The 20991-nt window shown below is 70.5% G+C and carries 20 protein-coding genes; 13 read left to right on the top strand and 7 right to left on the bottom strand.

What is annotated here, in order from left to right:
* Positions 1 to 82 precede the first annotated feature (82 nt).
* Positions 83 to 361 (bottom strand): DUF2530 domain-containing protein, encoded by a 279-nt coding sequence (locus ABFX81_RS25250; protein ID WP_086844404.1) that lies wholly within the window; start codon positions 359 to 361, stop codon positions 83 to 85.
* Between the two features lie 117 nt (positions 362 to 478).
* Here ABFX81_RS25250 and ABFX81_RS25245 point away from each other — a divergent pair, with 117 nt between their 5' ends.
* Complete coding sequence (locus tag ABFX81_RS25245) at positions 479 to 1930, top strand: solute carrier family 23 protein (protein WP_086844405.1); 1452 nt, start codon at positions 479 to 481, stop codon at positions 1928 to 1930.
* On the opposite strand, the gene ABFX81_RS25240 is transcribed toward ABFX81_RS25245, so the two are convergent.
* A complete protein-coding gene (locus ABFX81_RS25240) occupies positions 1900 to 2133 on the bottom strand; it encodes a CopG family antitoxin (RefSeq protein ID WP_086844407.1) in 234 nt (77 codons plus the stop codon). The two genes, ABFX81_RS25245 and ABFX81_RS25240, sit on opposite strands and share 31 nt — an antisense overlap.
* A gap of 149 nt (positions 2134 to 2282) precedes the next feature.
* Here ABFX81_RS25240 and ABFX81_RS25235 point away from each other — a divergent pair, with 149 nt between their 5' ends.
* Entirely contained in the window at positions 2283 to 2720 is a 438-nt protein-coding gene (locus ABFX81_RS25235) for a MarR family winged helix-turn-helix transcriptional regulator (protein ID WP_020273509.1), read from the top strand.
* Between the two features lie 27 nt (positions 2721 to 2747).
* The gene (locus ABFX81_RS25230) at positions 2748 to 4112 is read left to right on the top strand and encodes an MFS transporter (protein WP_086844409.1); all 1365 of its coding nucleotides are present in this window, start codon (positions 2748 to 2750) and stop codon (positions 4110 to 4112) included.
* 8 nt (positions 4113 to 4120) lie between these two features.
* On the opposite strand, the gene ABFX81_RS25225 is transcribed toward ABFX81_RS25230, so the two are convergent.
* Positions 4121 to 4708, bottom strand: coding sequence for a Uma2 family endonuclease (locus tag ABFX81_RS25225; protein ID WP_086844411.1), 588 nt, complete (start codon positions 4706 to 4708; stop codon positions 4121 to 4123).
* 113 nt (positions 4709 to 4821) lie between these two features.
* On the opposite strand from ABFX81_RS25225, the gene thpR reads away from it, so the two are divergent.
* A complete protein-coding gene (thpR, locus tag ABFX81_RS25220; RefSeq protein WP_086844415.1) occupies positions 4822 to 5394 on the top strand; it encodes an RNA 2',3'-cyclic phosphodiesterase in 573 nt (190 codons plus the stop codon).
* 200 nt (positions 5395 to 5594) lie between these two features.
* On the opposite strand, the gene ABFX81_RS25215 is transcribed toward thpR, so the two are convergent.
* On the bottom strand, positions 5595 to 6587 hold the full coding sequence (locus ABFX81_RS25215) for an aldo/keto reductase (protein ID WP_086844417.1): 993 nt from the start codon (positions 6585 to 6587) through the stop codon (positions 5595 to 5597).
* 191 nt (positions 6588 to 6778) lie between these two features.
* Between ABFX81_RS25215 and ABFX81_RS25210 the strand changes: the two genes are divergently transcribed.
* A complete protein-coding gene (locus tag ABFX81_RS25210) occupies positions 6779 to 7528 on the top strand; it encodes an aminoglycoside adenylyltransferase family protein (RefSeq protein ID WP_086844419.1) in 750 nt (249 codons plus the stop codon).
* Here the strand turns inward: ABFX81_RS25210 and ABFX81_RS25205 are convergent.
* The gene (locus ABFX81_RS25205) at positions 7516 to 8190 is read right to left on the bottom strand and encodes a GDSL-type esterase/lipase family protein (protein WP_086844421.1); all 675 of its coding nucleotides are present in this window, start codon (positions 8188 to 8190) and stop codon (positions 7516 to 7518) included. The two genes, ABFX81_RS25210 and ABFX81_RS25205, sit on opposite strands and share 13 nt — an antisense overlap.
* Before the next feature lie 160 nt (positions 8191 to 8350).
* On the opposite strand from ABFX81_RS25205, the gene ABFX81_RS25200 reads away from it, so the two are divergent.
* From ABFX81_RS25200 to ABFX81_RS25190, 3 genes are all read left to right on the top strand, one after another.
* Positions 8351 to 8758: a YciI family protein gene (locus tag ABFX81_RS25200; protein WP_086844440.1), complete on the top strand. Its 408-nt coding sequence runs from the start codon at positions 8351 to 8353 to the stop codon at positions 8756 to 8758.
* A gap of 8 nt (positions 8759 to 8766) precedes the next feature.
* Positions 8767 to 9912 (top strand): DUF6596 domain-containing protein, encoded by a 1146-nt coding sequence (locus tag ABFX81_RS25195; RefSeq protein ID WP_086844423.1) that lies wholly within the window; start codon positions 8767 to 8769, stop codon positions 9910 to 9912.
* Positions 9913 to 9974: 62 nt separating this feature from the next.
* Complete coding sequence (locus ABFX81_RS25190; RefSeq protein ID WP_086844425.1) at positions 9975 to 10946, top strand: hypothetical protein; 972 nt, start codon at positions 9975 to 9977, stop codon at positions 10944 to 10946.
* Positions 10947 to 11003: 57 nt separating this feature from the next.
* On the opposite strand, the gene ABFX81_RS25185 is transcribed toward ABFX81_RS25190, so the two are convergent.
* Complete coding sequence (locus ABFX81_RS25185) at positions 11004 to 12227, bottom strand: RNA-guided endonuclease TnpB family protein (RefSeq protein ID WP_086844442.1); 1224 nt, start codon at positions 12225 to 12227, stop codon at positions 11004 to 11006.
* A 25-nt stretch (positions 12228 to 12252) separates the two neighbouring features.
* Here ABFX81_RS25185 and tnpA point away from each other — a divergent pair, with 25 nt between their 5' ends.
* On the top strand, positions 12253 to 12669 hold the full coding sequence (gene tnpA / locus ABFX81_RS25180) for an IS200/IS605 family transposase (RefSeq protein ID WP_086844427.1): 417 nt from the start codon (positions 12253 to 12255) through the stop codon (positions 12667 to 12669).
* Between the two features lie 219 nt (positions 12670 to 12888).
* On the opposite strand, the gene ABFX81_RS25175 is transcribed toward tnpA, so the two are convergent.
* On the bottom strand, positions 12889 to 13701 hold the full coding sequence (locus ABFX81_RS25175; protein ID WP_086844430.1) for a TetR/AcrR family transcriptional regulator C-terminal domain-containing protein: 813 nt from the start codon (positions 13699 to 13701) through the stop codon (positions 12889 to 12891).
* A 111-nt stretch (positions 13702 to 13812) separates the two neighbouring features.
* On the opposite strand from ABFX81_RS25175, the gene ABFX81_RS25170 reads away from it, so the two are divergent.
* The 4 genes from ABFX81_RS25170 (at position 13813) to ABFX81_RS25155 (ending at position 20386) form a co-directional block, all read left to right on the top strand.
* Positions 13813 to 14784: an ATP-binding cassette domain-containing protein gene (locus ABFX81_RS25170; RefSeq protein ID WP_086844433.1), complete on the top strand. Its 972-nt coding sequence runs from the start codon at positions 13813 to 13815 to the stop codon at positions 14782 to 14784.
* Positions 14781 to 15599, top strand: a complete 819-nt coding sequence (locus ABFX81_RS25165) for an ABC transporter permease (protein WP_086844436.1) — start codon at positions 14781 to 14783, stop codon at positions 15597 to 15599. The genes ABFX81_RS25170 and ABFX81_RS25165 overlap by 4 nt, the downstream gene beginning before the upstream one ends.
* A 162-nt stretch (positions 15600 to 15761) precedes the next feature.
* Entirely contained in the window at positions 15762 to 17279 is a 1518-nt protein-coding gene (locus tag ABFX81_RS25160) for a cellulase family glycosylhydrolase (protein WP_086844438.1), read from the top strand.
* Positions 17280 to 18199: 920 nt separating this feature from the next.
* A complete protein-coding gene (locus ABFX81_RS25155; protein ID WP_346138692.1) occupies positions 18200 to 20386 on the top strand; it encodes a bifunctional polysaccharide deacetylase/glycosyltransferase family 2 protein in 2187 nt (728 codons plus the stop codon).
* Positions 20387 to 20991: the final 605 nt, after the last annotated feature.

The raw sequence follows: 20991 nt of genomic DNA, 5'->3' as shown, positions 1-20991 counted from the left end.
ACGGTTTCGGGCGATTCGCCCCCTCCTCCGAGAGTAGGGAGGGGACGGAGGTGTGTCTCGCCGGAAGCGGGCGTGAACGCGCCTACTCGGCCGACGGAGTCGCCGTCACGTCCTGCTGGGCCGCGGCCCGCTTGATCGCGGCATCACGCTTGCGGACGTACCAGATGCCGATCAGCCCCAGACCGGCGCCGGCCAGGCAGGTCCACACCCACCAGGTGTGGCCGCGGTCGTCGAACCAGCCGTAGAAGGGGAGCTGGACCAGGAAGAGGACGAACCAAAGGATCGTGCCGCCGGTGACGGTGGCGACCACGGGGCCCTCCAGGGGCTCCGGCGCCTCGTGTCTGGGGGTCCATTTCGCCATGGGGACAGCTTACGAGGCGATCAGGTCTACGCGCGCAGATGTGCGATCGCGGCCTTATATGTTCATACTGAAACGGTTTGTGTCTGACCACTTCTCTTCGTAGGAAACACCAAACATATGTCCTCCTCGGCTCCCGCCAAGGTCCCCGCCCCTGAACAGCCGGGAGCCGGGCCCACGTACGGCGCACTCGACCGCTTCTTCCGGATCTCCGAGCGGGGCAGCACGCTGTCCCGCGAGGTCCGGGGCGGCCTCGCCACCTTCTTCGCGATGGCCTACATCATCGTGCTGAACCCGATCATCCTCGGCAGCGCCAAGGACATGTACGGTCACCAGCTCGACAACGGACAGCTGGTCACCGCGACGGCCCTCACGGCCGCGCTCACCACCCTCCTCATGGGCGTCATCGGCAACGTGCCGATCGCGCTCGCCGCCGGCCTGGGTGTGAACTCCGTCGTCGCCCTCCAGCTCGCCCCGCGCATGTCCTGGCCGGACGCGATGGGCATGGTGGTCCTCGCCGGGTTCGTGGTCATGCTGCTGGTCGCCACGGGGCTGCGCGAGCGCGTGATGAACGCCGTCCCCTACGGGCTGCGCAAGGCCATCTCCATCGGTATCGGCCTGTTCATCATGCTGATCGGGCTCGTCGACGCCGGCTTCGTCTCCCGCATCCCGGACGCCGCCCGGACCACCGTCCCGCTCCAGCTCGGCGGCGACGGCCACCTCGACGGCTGGCCGGTCCTGGTCTTCGTCCTGGGCGTGCTGCTCACGCTCGCCCTGATCGTGCGCAAGGTCTCCGGCGCGATCCTGATCTCGATCGTCGCCATGACCGTCGTGGCCGTGGTCATCGAGGCCGTGGCCAAGGTGCCGAGCTGGGGCCTGACCACACCCAAGTGGCCCGGCAACCCGGTCGCCGCCCCCGACTTCGGGCTGGTCGGGCAGGTCAGCCTGTTCGGCGGCTTCGAGAAGGTCGGCCTGCTGACCGGTGTGCTGTTCGTCTTCACCGTGCTGCTGTCGTGCTTCTTCGACGCGATGGGCACCATCATGGGCGTCTCCGACGAGGCGAAGCTGACCGACGCCCAGGGGCAGATGCCCGGCATCAACAAGGTGCTGTTCGTCGACGGCCTCGCGGTCGCCGCCGGCGGCGCCAGCTCCTCCTCGGCGACCACCGCCTTCGTCGAGTCCACGGCCGGTGTCGGCGAGGGCGCCCGTACCGGCCTCGCGAACGTCGTCACCGGCGGCCTCTTCGCCGCCGCCCTCTTCCTGACGCCGGTCGCCACGATGGTGCCGTCCCAGGCGGCCACCCCGGCCCTGCTCGCGGTCGGCTTCCTGATCCTGGCCGGCTCGGTCAAGGAGATCGACTGGGCGGACCACACGATCGCCATCCCGGCCTTCGTGACGATGGTGATGATGCCGTTCACGTACTCGATCACCAACGGCATCGGCATGGGCTTCGTCACCTTCGTGGTGCTGCGCCTGGCGGCCGGGCGGGGCCGGGAGGTGCCGACGGCGATGTACGCGGTGGCGGCGGTGTTCGCGTTCTACTACCTGATGCCGGCGCTGGGCCTGACCTGATCCCCGTCGCCGGAGTCGGGTGATCCGTAGAACCTCTCCGTCTCCTCGACGGCGGTCTGGAACCGCTGGTCGAAGTCATCCCGAATGAGCGTCCGGACGACATAGTCCTGGACGCTCATTCCCCGTTTCGCGGCCTGGTGCCGGAGCCGTTCGAGCAGGTCGTGGTCTATTCGCAGGCTGAGCACACTGGTCCCCATGACCATGAGGGTCGCGGCACCGATCGGTACGGCGGGGCGCGTTCCGCCGCCGTGTCACCCATATGAGTGATGTCACGGTTCAGTGGCGGGCGTCACGGACGGTCCTGCGTGTTACCGCTGGTCTTTAGCGAGAGTAATGAGTTACGCTAAAGAACATGCCGGACCTCAGCCATGGCGACGACGTAGCCGCCGTGAACTCCCTCCGCTCCGCCGTGATGCGGCTCTCCCGTCGGCTCAAGCACCAGCGGGTCGACGAGTCGCTCAGCCCCACCGAGATGTCGGTGCTCGGCACCCTGTCCCTGTGCGGCAGGGCCACCCCGGGCGAGCTCGCCCGCAAGGAGCACGTCCAGCCGCCCTCGATGACCCGCATCGTGGCGCTGCTGGAGTCCAAGGGACTGGTCCGTCTGGAGCCGCACCCCGAGGACCGGCGCCAGAAGGTCGTGACGCGCACCGAGCAGGCAGAGGCGATGCTCGAGGAGAGCCGCCGCAAGCGCAACGCGTTCCTGGCCACATTGGTGGAAAACCTCGACGAGGACGAGTGGGCGAAACTGCGCGCCGCCGCCCCCGTGCTGGAGAAACTCGCGCATCTGTAAGCCGTACGTCGCAAGGAGGCGAACCCTTTGAGTTCGGGACCCGGAGCAGCTTCCGTCCCCGCACCTGATCCCCACGACTCCCCGCCCACCTCCGACACCCGCCCGCGCAAGTCCTCGATGTTCTCCTCCCTGAAGGTGAGGAACTACCGCCTGTTCTTCATGGGACAGGTCGTCTCCAACATCGGCACCTGGATGCAGCGCATCGCCCAGGACTGGCTGGTCCTCAGCCTCACCGGCTCCTCCGCGGCCGTCGGCATAACGACGGCGCTCCAGTTCCTGCCGATGCTGCTCTTCGGCCTCTACGGCGGTGTCCTCGTCGACCGGCTGCGCAAGCGGCCCACCCTGCTCGTCACACAGTCGGCGATGGCCCTCACCGCCCTCGCCCTCGCCGTCGCCGTCCTCACCGGTCACGTCCAGGTGTGGCACGTGTACGTCGCCGCCTTCGCGGTCGGTCTCGCCACGGTGGTCGACAACCCGGCCCGGCAGTCCTTCGTCTCCGAGCTGGTCGGCCCGCGGCAGTTGCAGAACGCGGTCAGCCTGAACTCGGCGAACTTCCAGTCCGCCCGCCTGGTCGGCCCCGCCGTCGCGGGCATACTGATCACCGGCGTCGGCACCGGCTACGCGTTCCTCTTCAACGGCCTGTCCTTCATCGCGCCGCTCACCGGCCTGCTGCTGATGCGCGCCCGCGAACTGCACGTCATCGAGCGCGCCCCGCGCGGCAAGGGGCAGCTTCGCGAAGGCGTGCGCTATGTCACCGGCCGCCCGGAGCTGATCTGGCCGATCGTCCTGGTCGGATTCGTCGGCACGTTCGCCTTCAACTTCCCCGTCTACCTCTCGGCCTTCGCGGACGACGTGTTCCACGCGGGCGCGGGCGCCTACAGCATGTTCAACACGCTGATGGCGGTCGGCTCGGTCGCGGGCGCCCTGCTCGCCGCCCGGCGCGGCACGGCCCGGCTGCGGCTGCTGATCGCGGCGGCCCTGGTCTTCGGCGCGCTGGAGATCGTGGCGGCCACGACACCGACGTTGTGGATGTTCGCCCTGCTCATGGTCCCGCTGGGCCTGTTCGGCATGACGGTCAACGTCACGACGAACACCAGCATCCAGATGTCCACGGACCCGGCCATGCGCGGCCGTGTCATGGCCCTCTACATGATGGTCTTCCTCGGCGGCTCCCCGGTCGGCGCGCCGATCGTCGGCTGGATCACCGACACGTACGGCGCCCGGGTCGGCCTCGCGGCCGGCGGTGCGGTCGCGGCGCTTGCCGCTGCGGTGATCGGCCTGGTCCTGGCCCGGGTGGGCAACCTCCGGCTGTCGGTGGGCTGGCACCGGGGGCACCCGAGGGTGCGGTTCGTGCCCCGGGAGCACCGGGAGGAGCTGGCCCCGGCGGCGTGAGGCGGGCGTCAGTCGCGGGGGAACTCGCCGGTCCCGAGGACGAGGCCGACGACGGTGCCGGTCAGGTCCACGTCGTCCCCGAAGTCGAGACTCAACTCGCCCCGGTACTCGCCGTCCTTGGGCTTGGTGTGCAGATGCCAGCGGCCGGTGTACGGATCCACGATCAGGTACACCGGCACCTCGGCCGCGGCGTAGGCGTCCTTCTTGGGGCCGTAGTCGTTCGCCGCGGTCTTCCTGGAGATCACCTCGGCGACGAACTCGACGTCCTGGTAGCGCCACAGCCCCTTGGCGTTCTTCGCCGCGCCCTCCGCCATCACGGTCACGTCGGAGGCGAAGCCGTTGAGATGGCCCGGGTAGTCGACGCGGACGTCGGACTTCACGCGCTTGCGCGGGTACTTGGCGCGCAGCTGGTCATAGATGTCCGCGATGATGTCCCAGTGGGTGTCCCGCTGAGGCGCCATGAAGATGTTCCCCCCGACGATCTCGACCTTGTAACCCTCGGGGACGGGCATCGTCTCCACCCACTCGAACATCATGTCGAGGGTGAGTTCGCCGCTGCTGTCGGCCATCTCGATCCTGTCGTCAAGGACGGTCATCGTGGCGCTCCTCCCCGGCCGCACCCGTGGATGGATCCGGCCGCGCAGTACAACGATACGCACGGTGACCAGGACACGCCCGGATCTCCGGGCGGGGCGGGCAGACTGGCGCCATGAGACTCTTCGCGGCCGTGCTGCCCCCTGACGAGGTGTGTCGTGAACTCGGTGCCGCCGTGGACGCCTTGCACGAGCTGCCCGGGGCGGACGGGCTGCGGTGGACCGGTCGGGCCGGGTGGCACTTCACGCTTGCCTTCTACGGGGAGGTCGACGACGAGCTCCTTCCGGAGCTGTCGGCCCGGCTGGAGCGGGCGGCCCGCCGTACCGGTCCCTTTCCGCTCGCCGTGCGCGGCGGCGGTCAGTTCGGGCACGGCCGTGCCCTGTGGGCCGGGGCGGAGGGCGACCTGGCGACCCTGCGGCTGCTGGCCGAGCGGGCGGAGGCGGCGGCGCGCCGGGCGGGCCTGCCGATGGGGGAGCACCGCCGCTACAAGCCCCACCTCACGCTGGCGCGCAGCCGGGACGCCGTCGACGTCCGGGCCTGCGTCGAGGCCCTGGACGCGTTCGCGAGCCGCCCCTGGACGGTGGAGGACCTCACGCTGGTGCGGAGCAATCTGCCGACCTCGGGGGTCGCGGGCGAGCAGCCCCGCTACGAGGCGGTCGCCCGCTGGCCCCTCGGCGGCGCCGGTTAGGCTCGGGGCGTGGACCCGAAGACCCGGAACCGGATCATGGCCGGTGTGCTCGTGCTGATGTTTCTCGTCGTCGCCCTGGCTTCCGTGCTGGGGAGGTAGGGCGGTGGGGGAACCGCGGACGGCTGCGTTCCGGCTGCGGGCCGGTGGTGGCCGGTCGCGCAGTTCCCCGCGCCCCTGACGGGGCAGCTGCCCTCACGACATCACCAGGCGAAGGCCTCCGGCGAGGGGCCCGGGCCGGGGAAGATCTCGTCCAGGCCGGTCAGGAGCTCCTCGGACAGCTCCAGCTCGGCCGCGCGGACCGCGGAGGCGAGCTGCTCGGCCGTGCGCGGGCCGACGATCGGGCCGGTCACGCCGGGGCGGGTGAGCAGCCAGGCCAGGGCGGCCTCGCCGGGCTCGATGCCGTGCTTGTCGAGCAGGTCCTCGTAGGACTGGATCTGCGCGCGGGTGGCGGGGTCGGCGAGCGCGTCGGCCGCGCGGCCGGAGGTGCGGCGACCGCCCTGGGCCTCCTTCTTGAGCACACCGCCCAGCAGACCGCCGTGCAGCGGCGACCAGGGGATCACGCCGAGGCCGTAGTCCTGAGCGGCCGGGATGACCTCCATCTCGGCACGCCGCTCGGCGAGGTTGTACAGGCACTGCTCGCTGACCAGCCCTATGGTCCCGCCCCGCCGGGCGGCGCTCTCGTTGGCCTGGGCGATCTTGTAGCCCGGGAAGTTCGACGACCCGACGTAGAGGATCTTGCCCTGCTGGACCAGGACGTCGATCGCCTGCCAGATCTCCTCGAAAGGCGTGTCCCGGTCGATGTGGTGGAACTGGTAGACGTCGATGTAGTCCGTCTGGAGCCGCTTGAGGCTGGCGTCCACGGCACGCCGGATGTTGAGGGCGGAGAGCTTGTCGTGGTTGGGCCAGGCCGGGCCGTCGGCGCCCATGTTGCCGTAGACCTTGGTGGCGAGGACGACCTTGTCGCGCCGCCCCTCGCCCTTGGCGAACCAGGTGCCGATGATGCTTTCGGTGCGGCCCTTGTTCTCGCCCCAGCCGTAGACGTTGGCGGTGTCGAAGAAGTTGATGCCCGCGTCCAGCGCCGCGTCCATGATGGCGTGGCTGTCGGCCTCGTCGGTCTGCGGTCCGAAGTTCATGGTGCCGAGGACGAGTCGGCTGACCTTGAGTCCCGTGCGTCCGAGCTGCGTGTACTTCATGCCGCCCAAGCCAACGTCTTGAAGTGCGCTCCAAGCAAGCACGTGTCGACCTCGCCGGGCTATCGGCATGCGGACGCGGGGCTCTGACGGGGCGTCGCCAGTCGCGGGGGAACTCGTCGGTCGCCCCATGGACGCGGGCAGCCGCGCAGTACAACCATACGCACGGTGACCACGACACGAGGAACAGCGCCATGCCAGAGCAGCCCGGCACCGACCACCTCGTCCAGCTCCTCCGCACCACCCTCGGCGACTCCGTCCTCGGCATCTACCTGCACGGCTCCGCCACCCTCGGCGGCCTCCGGCCGCACAGCGACATCGACGTCCTGGCCGTCGTACGGGACCGCACGACGCGCGCCCAACGCCGGGCCCTGGTGGAGGAGTTGCTCAAGGTGTCCGGCGTGGACGGGCGGCGGCACGTCGAGCTGATCGTCGTCGTACAGGACGACGTACGGCCCTGGCGCCACCCGCCGACCTGCGACTTCCTCTACGGCGACTGGCTGCGTGAGGACTACGAGCGCGGAGTGACCCCGGGCCCCGAGCCCAGCCCCGACCTCGCGCCGCTCCTCACCATGGTCCTGAACGCCGACGCCCCGCTCCACGGCCCGCCGCCCGCCGCGCTCCTCGACCCCGTCCCGCACGACGACCTCAGGCGCGCCATCGTCGCCGGCGTGCCGGAGCTGATGGCGGAGCTGGACTCCGACACCCGTAACGTGCTGCTCACCCTCGCCCGGATCTGGGCCACCCTCACGACCGGGACCATCCGCTCGAAGGACGCGGCGGCCGAGTGGGCGCTCGACCGGCTGCCCGCCGGGCACCGGCCCGTCCTCGCCCGCGCCCGGGCCGTCTACCTGGGGCAGGAGGCGGAGCGCTGGGACGACCTGGCGCCCGGGCCCTGTGCGGAGTTCCTGGGCCGGATGATCACCGGGAGTTACTGCTCGTAGGGCCCGCCCAGGTCCCAGGCCTGGTACATCGCTTCCGCGAAGGCCGCCGCGATCTTGTGCTCGCCGCTCGCGTTGGGGTGGGTGCCGTCGTAGGTGTCGGCGTGGATGTCGTAGGAGGGCGGGGTCGAGGCCAGGAGGACGGGCGAGCCGGGCTCGTCGAGGTCCGCGGCCGTCTTCGCCAGCAGTTCGTTGAAGCGGGCGACCTCGGTGGCGAAGGCCGGGTCGGACTCGGCCCGGACGTTCGGGGTCACCGGCAGCCACACCATCCGCACCCGCCGGTTCGCCGCCCGTGCCTCGGCCGCGAAGGCCCGGACGTTCTCGGCGGTCTGCCCGGCGTTCGTGTAGAAGCCCAGGTCGATGAGGCCGAGGGAGACCAGGAGCACGTCCGCGCGGCACGAGCGCACCGCCTCGCCGATCAGCGGCGCCATGTGCAGCCAGCCCTCGCCCCAGCCGGCCAGGTGGGCACGGGGGAAGTCCGGGTCGGCGTACGCGTATGACGTCGGGGCGTCGGCGAGCTTGTCGTGGAGCGTCTCGCGCGGGCCGACGAGGGTGAAGGGGCCGCCGTGGGACCGGCACAGGTGCTGCCACATCCGGTAGCGCCACGTGTGATCGCCCGCGCTCCCGATCGTCATGGAGTCACCGACGGGCATGAACCTGAGCATCCGCTCATCATGAACGATCCAGCCGCCTGACGGGGTGTGAGTCGGACCACGCACAGAGCCCGGAAAAAAAATCGGCCGGTGATGTCGAGAACCCGCGTCCGGCTCCGTCCCCGGGGTGAAGGCGACCACAATGGGTCGCACCAGCTCCGAGGAGAACACCATGGCCAAGTACCTGCTGCTGAAGCACTACCGCGGCGCCCCGGCACCGGTCAACAACGTGCCGATGGACCAGTGGAGCCCGGAGGAGATCTCGGCGCACATGCAGTACATGAACGACTTCGCGGCCCGGCTGGAGAAGACCGGCGAGTTCGTCGACGGTCAGGCCCTCGCCCCCGAGGGAGCATGGGTCCGCTACGACGGTGAGGGGCGCCCGCCGGTCACCGACGGCCCGTTCGCGGAGACCAAGGACCTCATCGCCGGCTGGATGATCATCGACGTCGACAGCTACGAGCGCGCCGTCGAGCTGGCCGGGGAGCTGTCGGCCGCCCCCGGTGCGGGCGGCAAGCCGATCCACGAGTGGCTGGAACTGCGCCCGTTCTACGGCGTGACCCCCACCATCACCGAGTGACGACTCTGATGAACGAGGCCCTGCTCCGGAGCCTCACGCCCAGCGTGCTCGCCATCCTCGTCCGCCGCGGAGCCGACTTCGCGGCGGCCGAGGACGCCGTGCAGGACGCGCTCGTCGAGGCGCTCCGGGTCTGGCCCGCCGACCCTCCGCGGGATACCAAGGGCTGGCTGGTGACCGTGGCCTGGCGCAAGTTCCTCGACGCGACGCGCGCCGACGCCGCCCGCCGCCGGCGTGAGGACCGCGTCGACGAGGAGCCGCCGCCCGGGCCGGCGCCCGGGGCGGACGACACGCTCCAGCTCTACTTCCTGTGCGCCCACCCGTCGCTGACGCCGTCGTCCGCCGTCGCGCTCACGCTGCGCGCCGTCGGCGGGCTGACCACCCGCCAGATCGCCCAGGCCTACCTGGTGCCCGAGGCGACCATGGCGCAGCGCATCAGCCGGGCCAAGCGCACCGTCTCCGACGTGCGGTTGGACCAGCCCGGCGATGTCGCCACCGTGCTGCGCGTCCTCTACCTGGTCTTCAACGAGGGCTACTCCGGCGACGTCGACCTCGCCGCCGAGGCCATCCGGCTCACCCGGCAGCTCGCGGCCGCGATCGACCACCCCGAGGTGGCGGGGCTGCTCGCTCTCATGCTGCTCCACCACGCCCGGCGTGCCGCCCGGACCGCGCCCGACGGCAGCCTGGTGCCGCTCGCCGAGCAGGACCGCGGCCGGTGGGACACCGCGCTGATCGCCGAGGGCGTCGGGATCCTCCAGGCGGCCCTCGCCCGCGACCGGCTGGGGGAGTTCCAGGCCCAGGCTGCCATCGCGGCCCTCCACGCCGACGCGCCCGCCGCCGAGGAGACCGACTGGGTGCAGATCGTCGAGTGGTACGACGAGCTCACGCGCCTGACCGACAGCCCGGTCGTCCGGCTCAACCGCGCGGTCGCCGTCGGTGAGGCCGACGGACCGCGCGCCGGCCTGGCGGCGCTCGCGGCGCTGGACGACTCACTGCCCCGCCACACCGCGGTGGCGGCATACCTCCACGAGCGCGACGGCGACCTGGCGACGGCGGCACGGCTGTACGCCGAGGCGGCCCAGAAGGCACCCAACCTCGCCGAGCGCGGTCACCTGACGCGCCAGGCCGCCCGGCTCAACGCCCGCCGAGGTGGCTGACGGATCACGCCCGGTGCTGCGACGGACCGACTACTCACACCCGGGATGGCAGGCTTAAGGGCATGCGCCGACCGTTCGTCATTCTCGCCGCGGCCCTCCTCGTGGGCGCCCTCGCCGTGCCCGCCTCCGCCGCCGACGGCGACGAGGACTTCACGATCAAGGACCCACGCATCACCGAGTCCAGCGGTCTGGCCGCCTCCCGCCTCCACCCCGGCATCTACTGGACGCACAACGACAGCGACGACGGCCCCTACATCTACGCCGTCGACAGCAGGACGGGCGAGACCGTCGCCCGCCTCACCCTCACCGGCGTCGGCACGCCCCGGGACGTCGAGGCCATCTCCGTCGGCCCGGACAACCGGATCTACGTCGGCGACATCGGCGACAACCTCGGCGGCGGCTGGCCCCACGTGTGGATCTACGAGCTGCCCGAGCCGAAGACGCTGAAGGACCAGACGATCCGGGCCACCCAGTACGTCGTGAAGTACTCCGACGGGGCCCGCGACGCCGAGTCCCTCGTCGTGCACCCCAAGACCGGCCGCGTCTACATCGTCGACAAGAACGAGCAGGGCGGGCACCTGTACGAGGGGCCCGCCGAGCTCTCCGCCTCGGGCACGAACGTCTTCCGGCCCGTCGCTGACGTGCCCGACCTGGAGGCCACCGACGCCACGCTCTCCCCGGACGGCGAACGCCTCGTCGTCCGCAGCTACTTCGGGGCGATCGCGTACGACTGGAACGGCGGGAAGATCAAGCGGAAGCAGCGGCTCGGCGTGCCGTTCCTCGGGCAGGGCGAGTCCGTCACGTACACCGCCGACGGGACGCGGCTCATGTACGGCGCAGAGGGGGCCGACAGCTCGGTGGAGGGACAGGACGCGCCCGGGGGCTCCGGCTCCTCCGGCAGCGGGAGTCCGGCGGCGGAGGGCAAAGGCGACAGCGGCGACGGGCTCGGCGGCAACCTCAAGACCGGCGCCATCGCCGTGGCCGTGGCCTGCGCAGCCCTGCTCGGTCTGCGCGGGCTGAGGCGGCGGAGTTGACTTGCTCCTCGCCCTGAAGGGCGAGGATTCTGGCCTTCTCGACTTGTTGCTGTGCCGCTACGCGGCACGGGGTTGGGTCGGGAATCCGTGGCTTCCTGTTTCTTCGCGCTGTGCCGGGATTGCTCCTGGTCTTACCGGCGCTCCGCAGGCCGAAACCGCCAGTCCGGCGGCCGTTTTCACGTTGATCGCGGCGTTGGTGTCCCGGTCGTGGACGGTACCGCAGGCGGTACAGGTCCATTCCCGGACGTTCAGGGGTTTGGGTCCGTCCACGGCGCCGCAGGTGGAGCAGGTCTGGGAGGTCGGCTCGAACCGGCCGATCTTCACCAGGGTGCGGCCGTACCGTTCCGCTTTGTACGCCAGCATGCTGATGAACGATGCCCATCCGGCATCGTGCACGGACTTGGCCAGTTTCGTGCGCGCCAGTCCCGCCACCGACAGGCCCTCCACGGCGATCCCTTGGTTCTCGGCAATCAGTTTCGTTGAGAGCTGGTGGTGGAACTCACGGCGCGCGTCAGCAACTTTGGCGTGGGCGCGGGCGACCTTGAGACGGGCCTTGGCCCGGTTCTTTGATCCCTTCTGCTTGCGGGAGAGCTCCTGCTGGGCCTTCTTCAGTTTCTTCTCCGCGCGCCGCAGAAAGCGCGGGGAGTCGATCTTCGTGCCGTCGGAGAGGACTGCGAAGTGTGTCAGACCGAGATCGATGCCCACGGTGCGGTCGGTGTCGGGCATCCGGGCCTGATCGGCGGCGGGGTCGGTGTCAAGGACAAAGGAGGCGAAGAACCTGCCCGCGGCGTCCTTGATGACGGTGACGGAGGTGGGAGTGGCGGGCAGCATGCGGGACCACTTCACCTTCACCGCGCCGATCTTCGGCAGGTTCAGACGGCCGCTGCCGAGGATGCTCCAGCGGGCGTTGGCGGTGAACCGGATCGACTGCCGGGCGTCCTTACGGGACTTGAAACGGGGCGGGCCCATCCTGGGGCCTTTGCGGGTGCCCTTGAGGGAGGCGAAGAAGCTGCGGTACGCGGTCTCGGCGTCCCGCAGGGACTGCTGGAGCACCACCGCGGAGACCTCACCCAGCCAGGACCGTTGCGCTGTCCGCTTGGCCTCGGTGATCAGGCGCGTGGACAACTGACCGGCCGTCGGGAACGGCTGCTCGGCCTTACGTGCGTCCTCGCGGGCGCGAACCGCGTCGTTGAACACGACGCGGGCGCACCCGAACGCCTTCGCCAACGCCGTCTGCTGGCCGGTGTCCGGGTACAGGCGGAAGCTGTACCTGAGCTGCATGACCGTCACGCTACATACTTGGGTTATGAGCGAGATGCAGGAGATCAGAACTGGTCGGCACTGTGCTTTCATGATGCATGTGCACTTGGTCTTCGTGACCAAGTTCCGGCACAAGGTGTTCACCGATGCCCACTTGAGGCGGATGGAGGAGATCATGCGGTCGGTTTGTACGGACTTCGAGTGCGACCTGGTGGAATTCAACGGCGAGGACAACCACGTCCACCTGCTGGTGAACTTCCCGCCCAAGGTCGCCGTGACCAAGCTGGTCAACTCCCTCAAAGGCGTCTCCTCCCGCCGCCTCCGTCAGGAGTTCCCCGACCTGGTACGCCACTACTGGCGGGCCAACAAGCTCTGGTCCGGGTCCTACTTCGCCGGAACTGTCGGCGGCGCCCCGCTCTCCGTGATCCGGCAGTACATCGAACAGCAGAACCGGCCCGTGTGAGCACCACCCGGCTCCGCCGGGACAAACCCTCCCTGCACCCCGCGCCGCAGGCAAAGAACTGCGGTGTCCGGCTCCGCCGGACCTGAATCCGCGACGCTCCGCGACGCTCCGCGTCGCCACCACCAGATTCTCTTCACCACCGGCCTGAAGGCCGATGCGCTGCGAATGAATTCCGGTAGCAGGCGGGAGGCGGCGCACGCAGCAGCCGGAGGTGACGGCTTACGGAGCCGACTCGCCCCGGCGTTGCGCCACGAGGACCTCCAGCCCGTCCAGGATCCGCTGGAGTCCGAACCCGAAGTGGTCGAAGTCGGAGCCGAAGGCGTCCTCGGAGAGTGATGCCGTCACCGGGTAGCGGCCCGATGCCATGGCCTTCTCCAGGGCAGGCACCTGTGCCTGCCAGAACTCCGCGTCCGTCAGGCCCGTCCGGCGCTCCGCCTCCTGCTGGTAGAGCTGCGAGCGCGCGGCCCCGACGACGTACCCGTCGATCATGATGATCGCGGAGACCAGTTCGGGGTCGGTCAGCCCCATCGGGCGGATCAGGGTGAGGACCTTCTCCATGCCGTCCAGGGCGCTCGGACCGAGGATCGGGCGGGACTGGTTGACCTGGAGCAGCCAGGGATGGCGGCGGTAGAGGGCGAGGGTCTCGCGGGCCATGGCCTCCAGGGCGGCGCGCCAGCCGCCGTCGCCCAGGTCGGCCGGGTTCTCCGAGGGGCGCTGGACCCGGTCCAGCATCAGGTCGAGCAGCTCGCCCTTGCCGGGGACGTACCGGTAGAGCGACATGGTGCCGGTCCCGAGTTCGGCGGCGACGCGGCGCATGGAGAGCCCCTCCAGACCTTCCGTGTCCGCGACCTGGACGGCCGCTTCCACGATCCGGTCGAGGGTCAGGGTCGGCTTGGGGCCGCGACTGGGACGCCGGCCGGTGTCCCACAGCAGTTCGAGGGTGCGGGCGATATCACCGCTGCCGCTGGTCTCGGTGCTGCCCGCATTGCCCGTACCGCCCGTGCCGCTCGTCCTGCTCGTGCCGCTCTCCATGGAGCCCAGCTTAGGTCCCCGAAGAAAAACTGGGTACGGCGTACGCGTAATCGGGTACGCTGTACTCAGTTCGGTGTCGGACGCAGGGCACGAGCACACGGGAGGGGCGGCATGGATGGATACGCGGTGCGGGCCGAGGCGCTGGAGAAGCGGTACGGCGAGAAACGCGCCCTCGACGGCTTCGACCTGGCAGTACGCGAGGGCACGGTGCACGGCCTGCTCGGGCCGAACGGGGCGGGCAAGACCACCGCCGTCCGCATCCTGTCCACGCTGGTCCGGCTGGACGGGGGCAGGGCGACGGTCGCCGGGCTGGACGTGGCCCGGCAGCCGCGCGAGGTGCGGGCCCGGATCGGACTCACGGGGCAGTACGCGGCGGTGGACGAGGTGCTCACCGGCCGGCAGAACCTGGAGATGTTCGGCCGGCTGTTCCACCTGGGCGGCAGGCGGGCCAGGCTCCGGGCGACCGAGCTGCTGGAGCAGTTCGACCTGACCGACGCCGGCGACCGGGGCGTCGGCAAGTACAGCGGCGGCATGCGGCGCCGGCTCGACCTCGCCGCGTCGATGATCCTCGCCCCGGCCGTCCTCTTCCTCGACGAGCCGACGACCGGTCTCGACCCCCGTAGCCGCGGGGAGGTCTGGGAGTCCGTACGGGCGTTGGTGGCGGGCGGCACGACCGTGCTGCTGACCACGCAGTACCTGGAGGAGGCCGACAAGCTCGCCTCCCGCATCACCGTCATCGACCAGGGGCGGGCCATCGCCGACGACACCCCGGACGGGCTGAAGAACCTGGTCGGCGGCGACCGCATCGAGGTCGTGGTCGCCGAGCGGGCCGAGATGCCCCGGGTGGTGAAGGTGGTCGCCCGGGTCGCGGACGGCGAACCCGAGGCGGACGAGGCCGAGTCGCGGGTGCACGCCCCGGTCACCGACCGGGTCACGGCGCTCACCGAGGTGGCGCGGACCCTCCAGGACGAGGGCGTCCGCGTCGAGGACATCGGGCTGCGCAGGCCCAGCCTCGACGACGTGTTCCTGCGCCTGACCGGACACCGCACGGAAAGCACGGAAGCCAAGGAGGCGGCGGCGTGACCACCCTCGACCTGACCGCGCGCAGCGACCGCGGCCGCGTGTACTGGCTGCTCGCCGACTGCTGGAACATCGTCCGCCGCGGTCTGACCCACTACCAGCGCCAGCCCGTCAACATCGCCTGGCAGCTCGGCTTTCCGATCCTGTCCGTGCTGCTCTACGGCTATGTCTTCGGCAGCGCCATGAAGGTGCCGGGCGGCGGGGACTACAAGGACTTCCTGATGCCGGGCATGTTCGTGATGACCATGGCGTTCGGCTTCATCAACACGGCGACCCTCGTGGTCTACGACTCCACCAAGGGCGTCATCGACCGCTTCCGCTCCATGCCGATGGCCTCCTCCGCGGTGGTGGCCGGGCGCGGGGTCACCGATCTGATCGCCGCCTGCGCCGAGTTGGCGATCATGATGCTCACCGCGTTCGCCATGGGCTGGCGGCCGGACGGGGGCCTCGGCTTCCTCGGCGCGTTCGGGCTGCTGCTGTGGCTGCGGTTCGCGCTGATCTGGATCGGTGTGTGGCTCGGTCTGCTCGTGCCCAACCCGGAGGCGGCGGGCGGCCTGTTCGCGGTCGCCTTCCCGCTGACCATGATCTCCAGCATCATGGTCGCCCCGCAGCTCATGCCCGACTGGCTGGGCTGGGTGGCGATGTGGAACCCGATCTCCTCCACGGCGGCGGCGACCCGCGAGCTGTTCGGCACGCCGGTCGGCGGTGACACCTGGGTGGAGCAGCACGCGCTGCTGATGGCGGGGGTGTGGCCGGTGATCCTGACGCTCGTCTTCCTGCCGCTGGCGGTACGGCGGTTCAAGAAGCTGAGCCGGTAGGCCCTGTCGTCACATTCCCGATGACAGGCCTACCGAGCGGAACGCGCACCCCCCAGAGGCTTGACGTGCTCATGCGGCGTCAGTTTCCTGGGAGGTGCGCGGCGCACATGGGAGCGCTCCCATCCTTGTTCCGGGGCCGCGCCTCCCCGAGAGGAAGCAGCCATGTTCCGCACTCTGCGAAGAGCGCTGTGCGTCGCCGCGGCGCTCCTGTTACCCCTGGCCGGTACGCAGTCGTCGGCACACGCCGATGTCGGCGCGCGGGCCGGCGCCGGCTACTGGCACACCAGCGGCCGGCAGATCCTGGACGCGGCCGGGCAGCCGGTCCGTATCGCCGGCGTCAACTGGTTCGGCTTCGAGACCTCGAACCACGTCGTCCACGGCCTGTGGGCCCGCGACTACAAGAGCATGATCGACCAGATGAAGTCGCTGGGCTACAACACCATCCGGATGCCCTACAGCGACGACATCCTCAAGCCCGGCACCATGCCCGACAGCATCAGCCACGACGGCAAGAACACCGACCTGCGCGGGCTGACGTCCTTGCAGGTCCTGGACCGGATCGTGGCGTACGCCGGGCAGGCCGGCCTCAAGATCGTCCTCGACCGGCACCGCCCGGACGCGGCGGGCCAGTCGGCGCTCTGGTACACGGCGTCGGTCCCCGAGTCGACCTGGATCGCCAACCTCAAGTCCCTGGCGGCCCGCTACAAGGGCAACTCCACCGTGATCGGCATCGACCTGCACAACGAGCCCCGCGACCCCGCCTGCTGGGGCTGCGGTGACACGGCCCGGGACTGGCGCCTGGCCGCCCAGCGCGCGGGCAACGCGGTCCTGTCGGTCAACCCCGAGCTGCTGATCATGGTCGAGGGCGTGCAGTCGTACAACGGCGCCAACGGCTGGTGGGGCGGCAACCTCATGGGCGTCGCCCAGCACCCGGTCCAGCTGGACGTCCCGGACCGGCTGGTCTACTCGGCCCACGACTACGCCACGTCGGTGGCCCAGCAGCCGTGGTTCGGCGACCCGTCGTTCCCCGCCAACATGCCGGAGGTCTGGGACCGGTACTGGGGCTACATCTTCAAGCAGAACATCGCGCCGGTGTGGCTCGGCGAGTTCGGTACGACGCTCCAGCCGGCGGTGGACCAGAAGTGGCTGTCCGCGCTGGTCACGTACCTGCGGTCGACGTCGGCGCACGGCGCCGACAGCTTCCACTGGACGTTCTGGTCCTGGAACCCCAACTCGGGTGACACCGGGGGCATCCTCAAGGACGACTGGCAGACGGTGGACACCGCGAAGGACGGGTACCTCGCGGCGATCAAGGCGCCGGGGTTCGAGGGGGGCGGTTCCGGGCCGGATCCCGGCGGTCCGGGTGACCCCGGTGGCACGCCTGCCTGCACCGCCGCCTACGCGGTGAGCAGCGACTGGGGCGGCGGCTTCAACGCCGAGGTGAAGGTGACCAACACGGGCACTACGCCGCTGAAGTCCTGGAAGGTCACGTGGGCGTGGAGTGGTGCCCAGAAGATCACCAGCATGTGGAACGCGTCGTACACGCAGAGCGGGACGAGCGTGACCGCCGTGAACGCCGCGCACAACGGGAGCGTGCCGGCGGGGGGTTCGGCGAGCTTCGGCCTCGGAGGTACTCCCGGGGGCGGGGCCGCGCCGAGTGTGACGTGCACGGCGGTATGACGTCGGTGTGACGGGGGCGCCCGGTGCTCGCCGGGCGTCCCCGGAACCACCTACGTGTGGCCATGTACCTGACCAGGATGCTCGCCGGGAGTGCCCTTCCGCTGATGCGGAGGACTCCATGCCGGCCCGTCCCGCAGCGGGCGTACTCTGAAACGTATGGTGCTTAATCGTGCCAATACTGAACATACGGGACAGGAATCGTCGAGCGATCCGAGCCTCCCTGTGTTCGTCGACGCCTCCGGTCGGCGTGCGCGGAATCTGCGGCGCACCGGTTACGGGCTGGCCGCCTGCGCAGCCACGTACATGGTGGTGCTGGGGATGAGCCTGATGGGAGCGACGCCCTTCGCGCCGGGGGCGATCCTGCCCGGTGACATAGCGGCGCCTGCCGCACCGGGACCCCGCGCTCCGGACCGGACGCCCCTGACGCCGCCGGGCGGCCCTCCGGTCGCGGCCGGCCCGAGCGACTTGATCGTTCCGCAGCTCACGGCGCCCGGCCCTCCCCTTGCTCCGCCCCTTCTGCCCGGGAACCCGCCGAGCAGCGCACCGGCACCTCCTGACACGCCAGGACCACAGGCACCAACGACACAAGCGCCACTCGTACCGGAGCAGCCCACGGGCACCGATGCCCCTCCCGCTCCCGCCCCCGGCACGGGCAGCCCTCCCGTCTCGCCCCCGCCGGCGCCTGAGCCCCCGGCGCCGACGCCGCCACCGGCCCCACCGGCACCTGAGCCTCCGGCGCCGACGCCGCCACCGGCACCTGAGCCTCCGGCGCCGACGCCGCCACCGGCCCCACCGGCACCTGAGCCTCCGGCACCAGAGCCACCACCCGCCCCTCAGCCCACGGGGCCGGCGACCAGTCCCGCGGCACCGCCCGTGGCCGAACCCCCGCCCCCCGACCCATCGGTGGCCGAGGCCCCCTGATGCGGCGGCGTCCTGACCGGTCACCCGGCCGCTCACCGAGGTCGCCCGGCCCGCGGCGGACGCGAACGCCCCTGTCGCCGCGGCACCGCTTCCGTATCGTCGTTCCCCTCGTCCTGCTGGCTTTCGTCGCCTCGGTCCTCCTGGTGGAGGGGTACACCACCAGGGGTTTCGCCGGTGACCAGGAAGGGCGCGGCGGAGGACCGGCCACCGGCGTCCCCCGCAGGATCGCCGACGGCGGCCCGGTCGTCGACACCACAAACGATCACCTGCGGACGTATCGCACACCGGACAAGACCGTCGTCCTGACCTTCGACGACGGCCCCGACCCCACCTGGACGCCCCGCATAAGGGCCGTTCTCGACCACCACCGCACGCCCGGCACCTTCTTCGTCACCGGGCAACAGACCAGCCGGCACCCGGGAGTCCTGCGCAGTGTGGTCCGCTCCGGACACGAGATCGGCGTGCACACCTTCTCCCACCGGGACCTGACCACCCAGTCCGCGAGCGCCGTCGACCGTGAGCTGGCGCTGACCCAACTCGCCCTCGCAGGCGCCGCGGGCATCAACACGTCACTGATGCGGATGCCCTACTCCTCGACGCCGTCCGCCCTCGACGTCAGGGCGTGGTCCGTGGCCCAGCGCCTGGGCGAGAAGGGCTACGTCCTGGCGTTCATCGACCAGGACACCAACGACTGGCGGCGGCCGGGCGCCCGGGCGATCGCCGACGCCGCCACACCGAGCGCGGCGGGCAGGGGTGCGGTCGTCCTCCTGCACGACGCGGGAGGGGACAGATCACAGACTGTCGAAGCCCTCAAGACCCTGATCCCCCGGCTGAAGGCACAGGGCTATCGCTTCACCACCCTCGCCGATCTCGTCGGCACCGAGAGTTTCACCAGCCCCGTCGACACGGCGGACCGGTGGAGTGGCCGCATCTTCGTGGCCGCTGTGACCGTGTCGGGGACAGCGGTGTCGGCCGTCAGCGTGCTGCTGCTGGTGGTCGGTTCGCTCGTCCTCGCACGCTGTGTGCTCCTGCTCGTCCTGGCCCGCGAGCACGCCCGCCGTCAACGGCGCCCCCGCAGCGGCCGGCACGAGCCCGTCACCCAGCCCGTCAGCGTCGTCATACCCGCCTACAACGAGGAGCTGTGCATCGCCAAGACGCTCCGCTCCCTCGCCGCGAGCGATCACCCCGTCGAGATCATCGTCGTGGACGACGGATCCCGTGACGGCACCGCCGGCATCGCACAGTCACTCGCCCTGGCGAACGTCACGGTCATCCGCCGGTCCAACGGCGGCAAACCCTCCGCCCTCAACACCGGCGTCCTGCGCGCCTCCCACGACCTCGTCATCATGCTGGACGCCGACACCGTCTTCGCCCCCTCGACCGTCGGCCGCCTCGTCCAGCCGTTCGCCGACCCCCGCGTCGGCGCCGTCGCGGGCAACGCCAAGGTCGGCAACCGCCGGCGGCTGCTCGGCCGGTGGCAGCACATCGAGTACGTCATGGGCTTCAACCTCGACCGCCGCATGTACGACCTGCTGCGCTGCATGCCCACCATTCCCGGTGCGGTGGGGGCATTCCGCGCCGAGGCCCTGCGGGACGCCGGGATGATGAGTGCCGACACCCTCGCCGAGGACACCGACATCACCATGGCCCTGCACCGGGCCGGGTGGGAGGTCCGCTACGAGCCGGACGCACTGGCCTGGACCGAGGCGCCGTCCTCGTTGCGGGAACTGTGGCGCCAGCGCTACCGATGGAGCTACGGCACGATGCAGGCCACGTGGAAGCACCGTCACGCGCTGCTCGAGCGAGGTCCCGCGGGTCACTTCGGCCGCCTCGGTCTGCCCTTGCTGGCCGTCTTCCAGATCTTCACCCCGTTGCTCGCCCCGCTGATCGACATACTGGCCCTCTACGGTGTGGTGTTCGGGAACCCGCGCACCACTGTGCTGGCCTGGTGCGGTGTGCTGGCGGTGCAGGCCGTCTGCGCCGTGTACGCCTTCCATCTCGACGGCGAGAGGCTCCGGCCCCTGTGGGCGCTTCCTCTCCAGCAGGTGGTCTACCGCCAGGTGATGTACCTGGTCCTCACCCAGGCCTGCCTGACCGCGGTCAACGGCTACCGACTGCCCTGGCAGCGGCTCAAACGCAGTGGAGACGTGATGCTGCCTCCCCAGCCCTCCACCCGCCGGACGTGAGCGGGCCCCGGCGGCGTGCGGCGCTGATGCAGGTCCTCTACGCCGGATGGCTCATCCGGTTCACCGAGGCCCCGACGCGTTCTGACGTGGCTCTTTCCCGCGCCCGCCTGCTCGGGCCTCCTCGGTGCATCGCACAATCGGGTTGAGTTGTTCGGTTGAGGGGCCGTCAGCCTTCCTCCCGGGCGCTTTCCCACTCAAGGTGTGATCATGAAAACTCCACGATTGCACCGTATGCCCCGATCCCTCGCGCACTCGGCTGGTGCGGCTGTCATCGTCCTCGCGGCAGCCCTGACCTCCGCCGCACCCGTAGCGGCCCACTCCGCTCCGCCGCCGGACCGTGGCGAGGGCCAGAGTTCCTCGTGCCACACGTCCCGCACTGAGCGGCATGGGGTCGAAGGGCTCGTCTGGACTGTTCTGTTCGGGCCCCAGAACACCACGACGGAGTCCCGGTGCGACGGCGAGGCGGCGAAGGGAGGGCAGGACCAGAGCACAGGCCTCCTCCCGCCCCTCGCGGGCCTCTGACCCCCTGGGGGCGCTTGGGTTTCCGGGCGCCCCTCTCGCGCGTTCCCGCGCTTCTCCTGCGTTGTTCGCGGTAGTCCAACTAC

Origin of the sequence: Streptomyces coeruleofuscus (assembly GCF_039532725.1) — a bacterium.
Classification (GTDB): domain Bacteria; phylum Actinomycetota; class Actinomycetes; order Streptomycetales; family Streptomycetaceae; genus Streptomyces; species Streptomyces coeruleofuscus.
Note: the sequence above shows the minus strand (reverse complement) of the source record. Positions and strands in the feature narration are given on the sequence as shown.

What these genes read in the sequence shown, in the direction of transcription:
- ABFX81_RS25155 (WP_346138692.1), top strand. Translation starts at nt 18,200, where the DNA reads ATGCGGCGGCGTCCTGACCGGTCACCCGGCCGCTCACCGAGGTCGCCC.
- ABFX81_RS25240 (WP_086844407.1), bottom strand. Translation starts at nt 2,133, where the DNA reads ATGGTCATGGGGACCAGTGTGCTCAGCCTGCGAATAGACCACGACCTG.
- ABFX81_RS25250 (WP_086844404.1), bottom strand. Translation starts at nt 361, where the DNA reads ATGGCGAAATGGACCCCCAGACACGAGGCGCCGGAGCCCCTGGAGGGC.
- ABFX81_RS25245 (WP_086844405.1), top strand. Translation starts at nt 479, where the DNA reads ATGTCCTCCTCGGCTCCCGCCAAGGTCCCCGCCCCTGAACAGCCGGGA.
- ABFX81_RS25215 (WP_086844417.1), bottom strand. Translation starts at nt 6,587, where the DNA reads ATGAAGTACACGCAGCTCGGACGCACGGGACTCAAGGTCAGCCGACTC.
- ABFX81_RS25235 (WP_020273509.1), top strand. Translation starts at nt 2,283, where the DNA reads ATGCCGGACCTCAGCCATGGCGACGACGTAGCCGCCGTGAACTCCCTC.
- ABFX81_RS25195 (WP_086844423.1), top strand. Translation starts at nt 8,767, where the DNA reads ATGAACGAGGCCCTGCTCCGGAGCCTCACGCCCAGCGTGCTCGCCATC.
- ABFX81_RS25200 (WP_086844440.1), top strand. Translation starts at nt 8,351, where the DNA reads ATGGCCAAGTACCTGCTGCTGAAGCACTACCGCGGCGCCCCGGCACCG.
- ABFX81_RS25190 (WP_086844425.1), top strand. Translation starts at nt 9,975, where the DNA reads ATGCGCCGACCGTTCGTCATTCTCGCCGCGGCCCTCCTCGTGGGCGCC.
- tnpA (WP_086844427.1), top strand. Translation starts at nt 12,253, where the DNA reads ATGAGCGAGATGCAGGAGATCAGAACTGGTCGGCACTGTGCTTTCATG.
- ABFX81_RS25185 (WP_086844442.1), bottom strand. Translation starts at nt 12,227, where the DNA reads ATGCAGCTCAGGTACAGCTTCCGCCTGTACCCGGACACCGGCCAGCAG.
- ABFX81_RS25225 (WP_086844411.1), bottom strand. Translation starts at nt 4,708, where the DNA reads ATGACCGTCCTTGACGACAGGATCGAGATGGCCGACAGCAGCGGCGAA.
- ABFX81_RS25170 (WP_086844433.1), top strand. Translation starts at nt 13,813, where the DNA reads ATGGATGGATACGCGGTGCGGGCCGAGGCGCTGGAGAAGCGGTACGGC.
- ABFX81_RS25205 (WP_086844421.1), bottom strand. Translation starts at nt 8,190, where the DNA reads ATGCTCAGGTTCATGCCCGTCGGTGACTCCATGACGATCGGGAGCGCG.
- ABFX81_RS25160 (WP_086844438.1), top strand. Translation starts at nt 15,762, where the DNA reads ATGTTCCGCACTCTGCGAAGAGCGCTGTGCGTCGCCGCGGCGCTCCTG.
- thpR (WP_086844415.1), top strand. Translation starts at nt 4,822, where the DNA reads ATGAGACTCTTCGCGGCCGTGCTGCCCCCTGACGAGGTGTGTCGTGAA.
- ABFX81_RS25175 (WP_086844430.1), bottom strand. Translation starts at nt 13,701, where the DNA reads ATGGAGAGCGGCACGAGCAGGACGAGCGGCACGGGCGGTACGGGCAAT.
- ABFX81_RS25210 (WP_086844419.1), top strand. Translation starts at nt 6,779, where the DNA reads ATGCCAGAGCAGCCCGGCACCGACCACCTCGTCCAGCTCCTCCGCACC.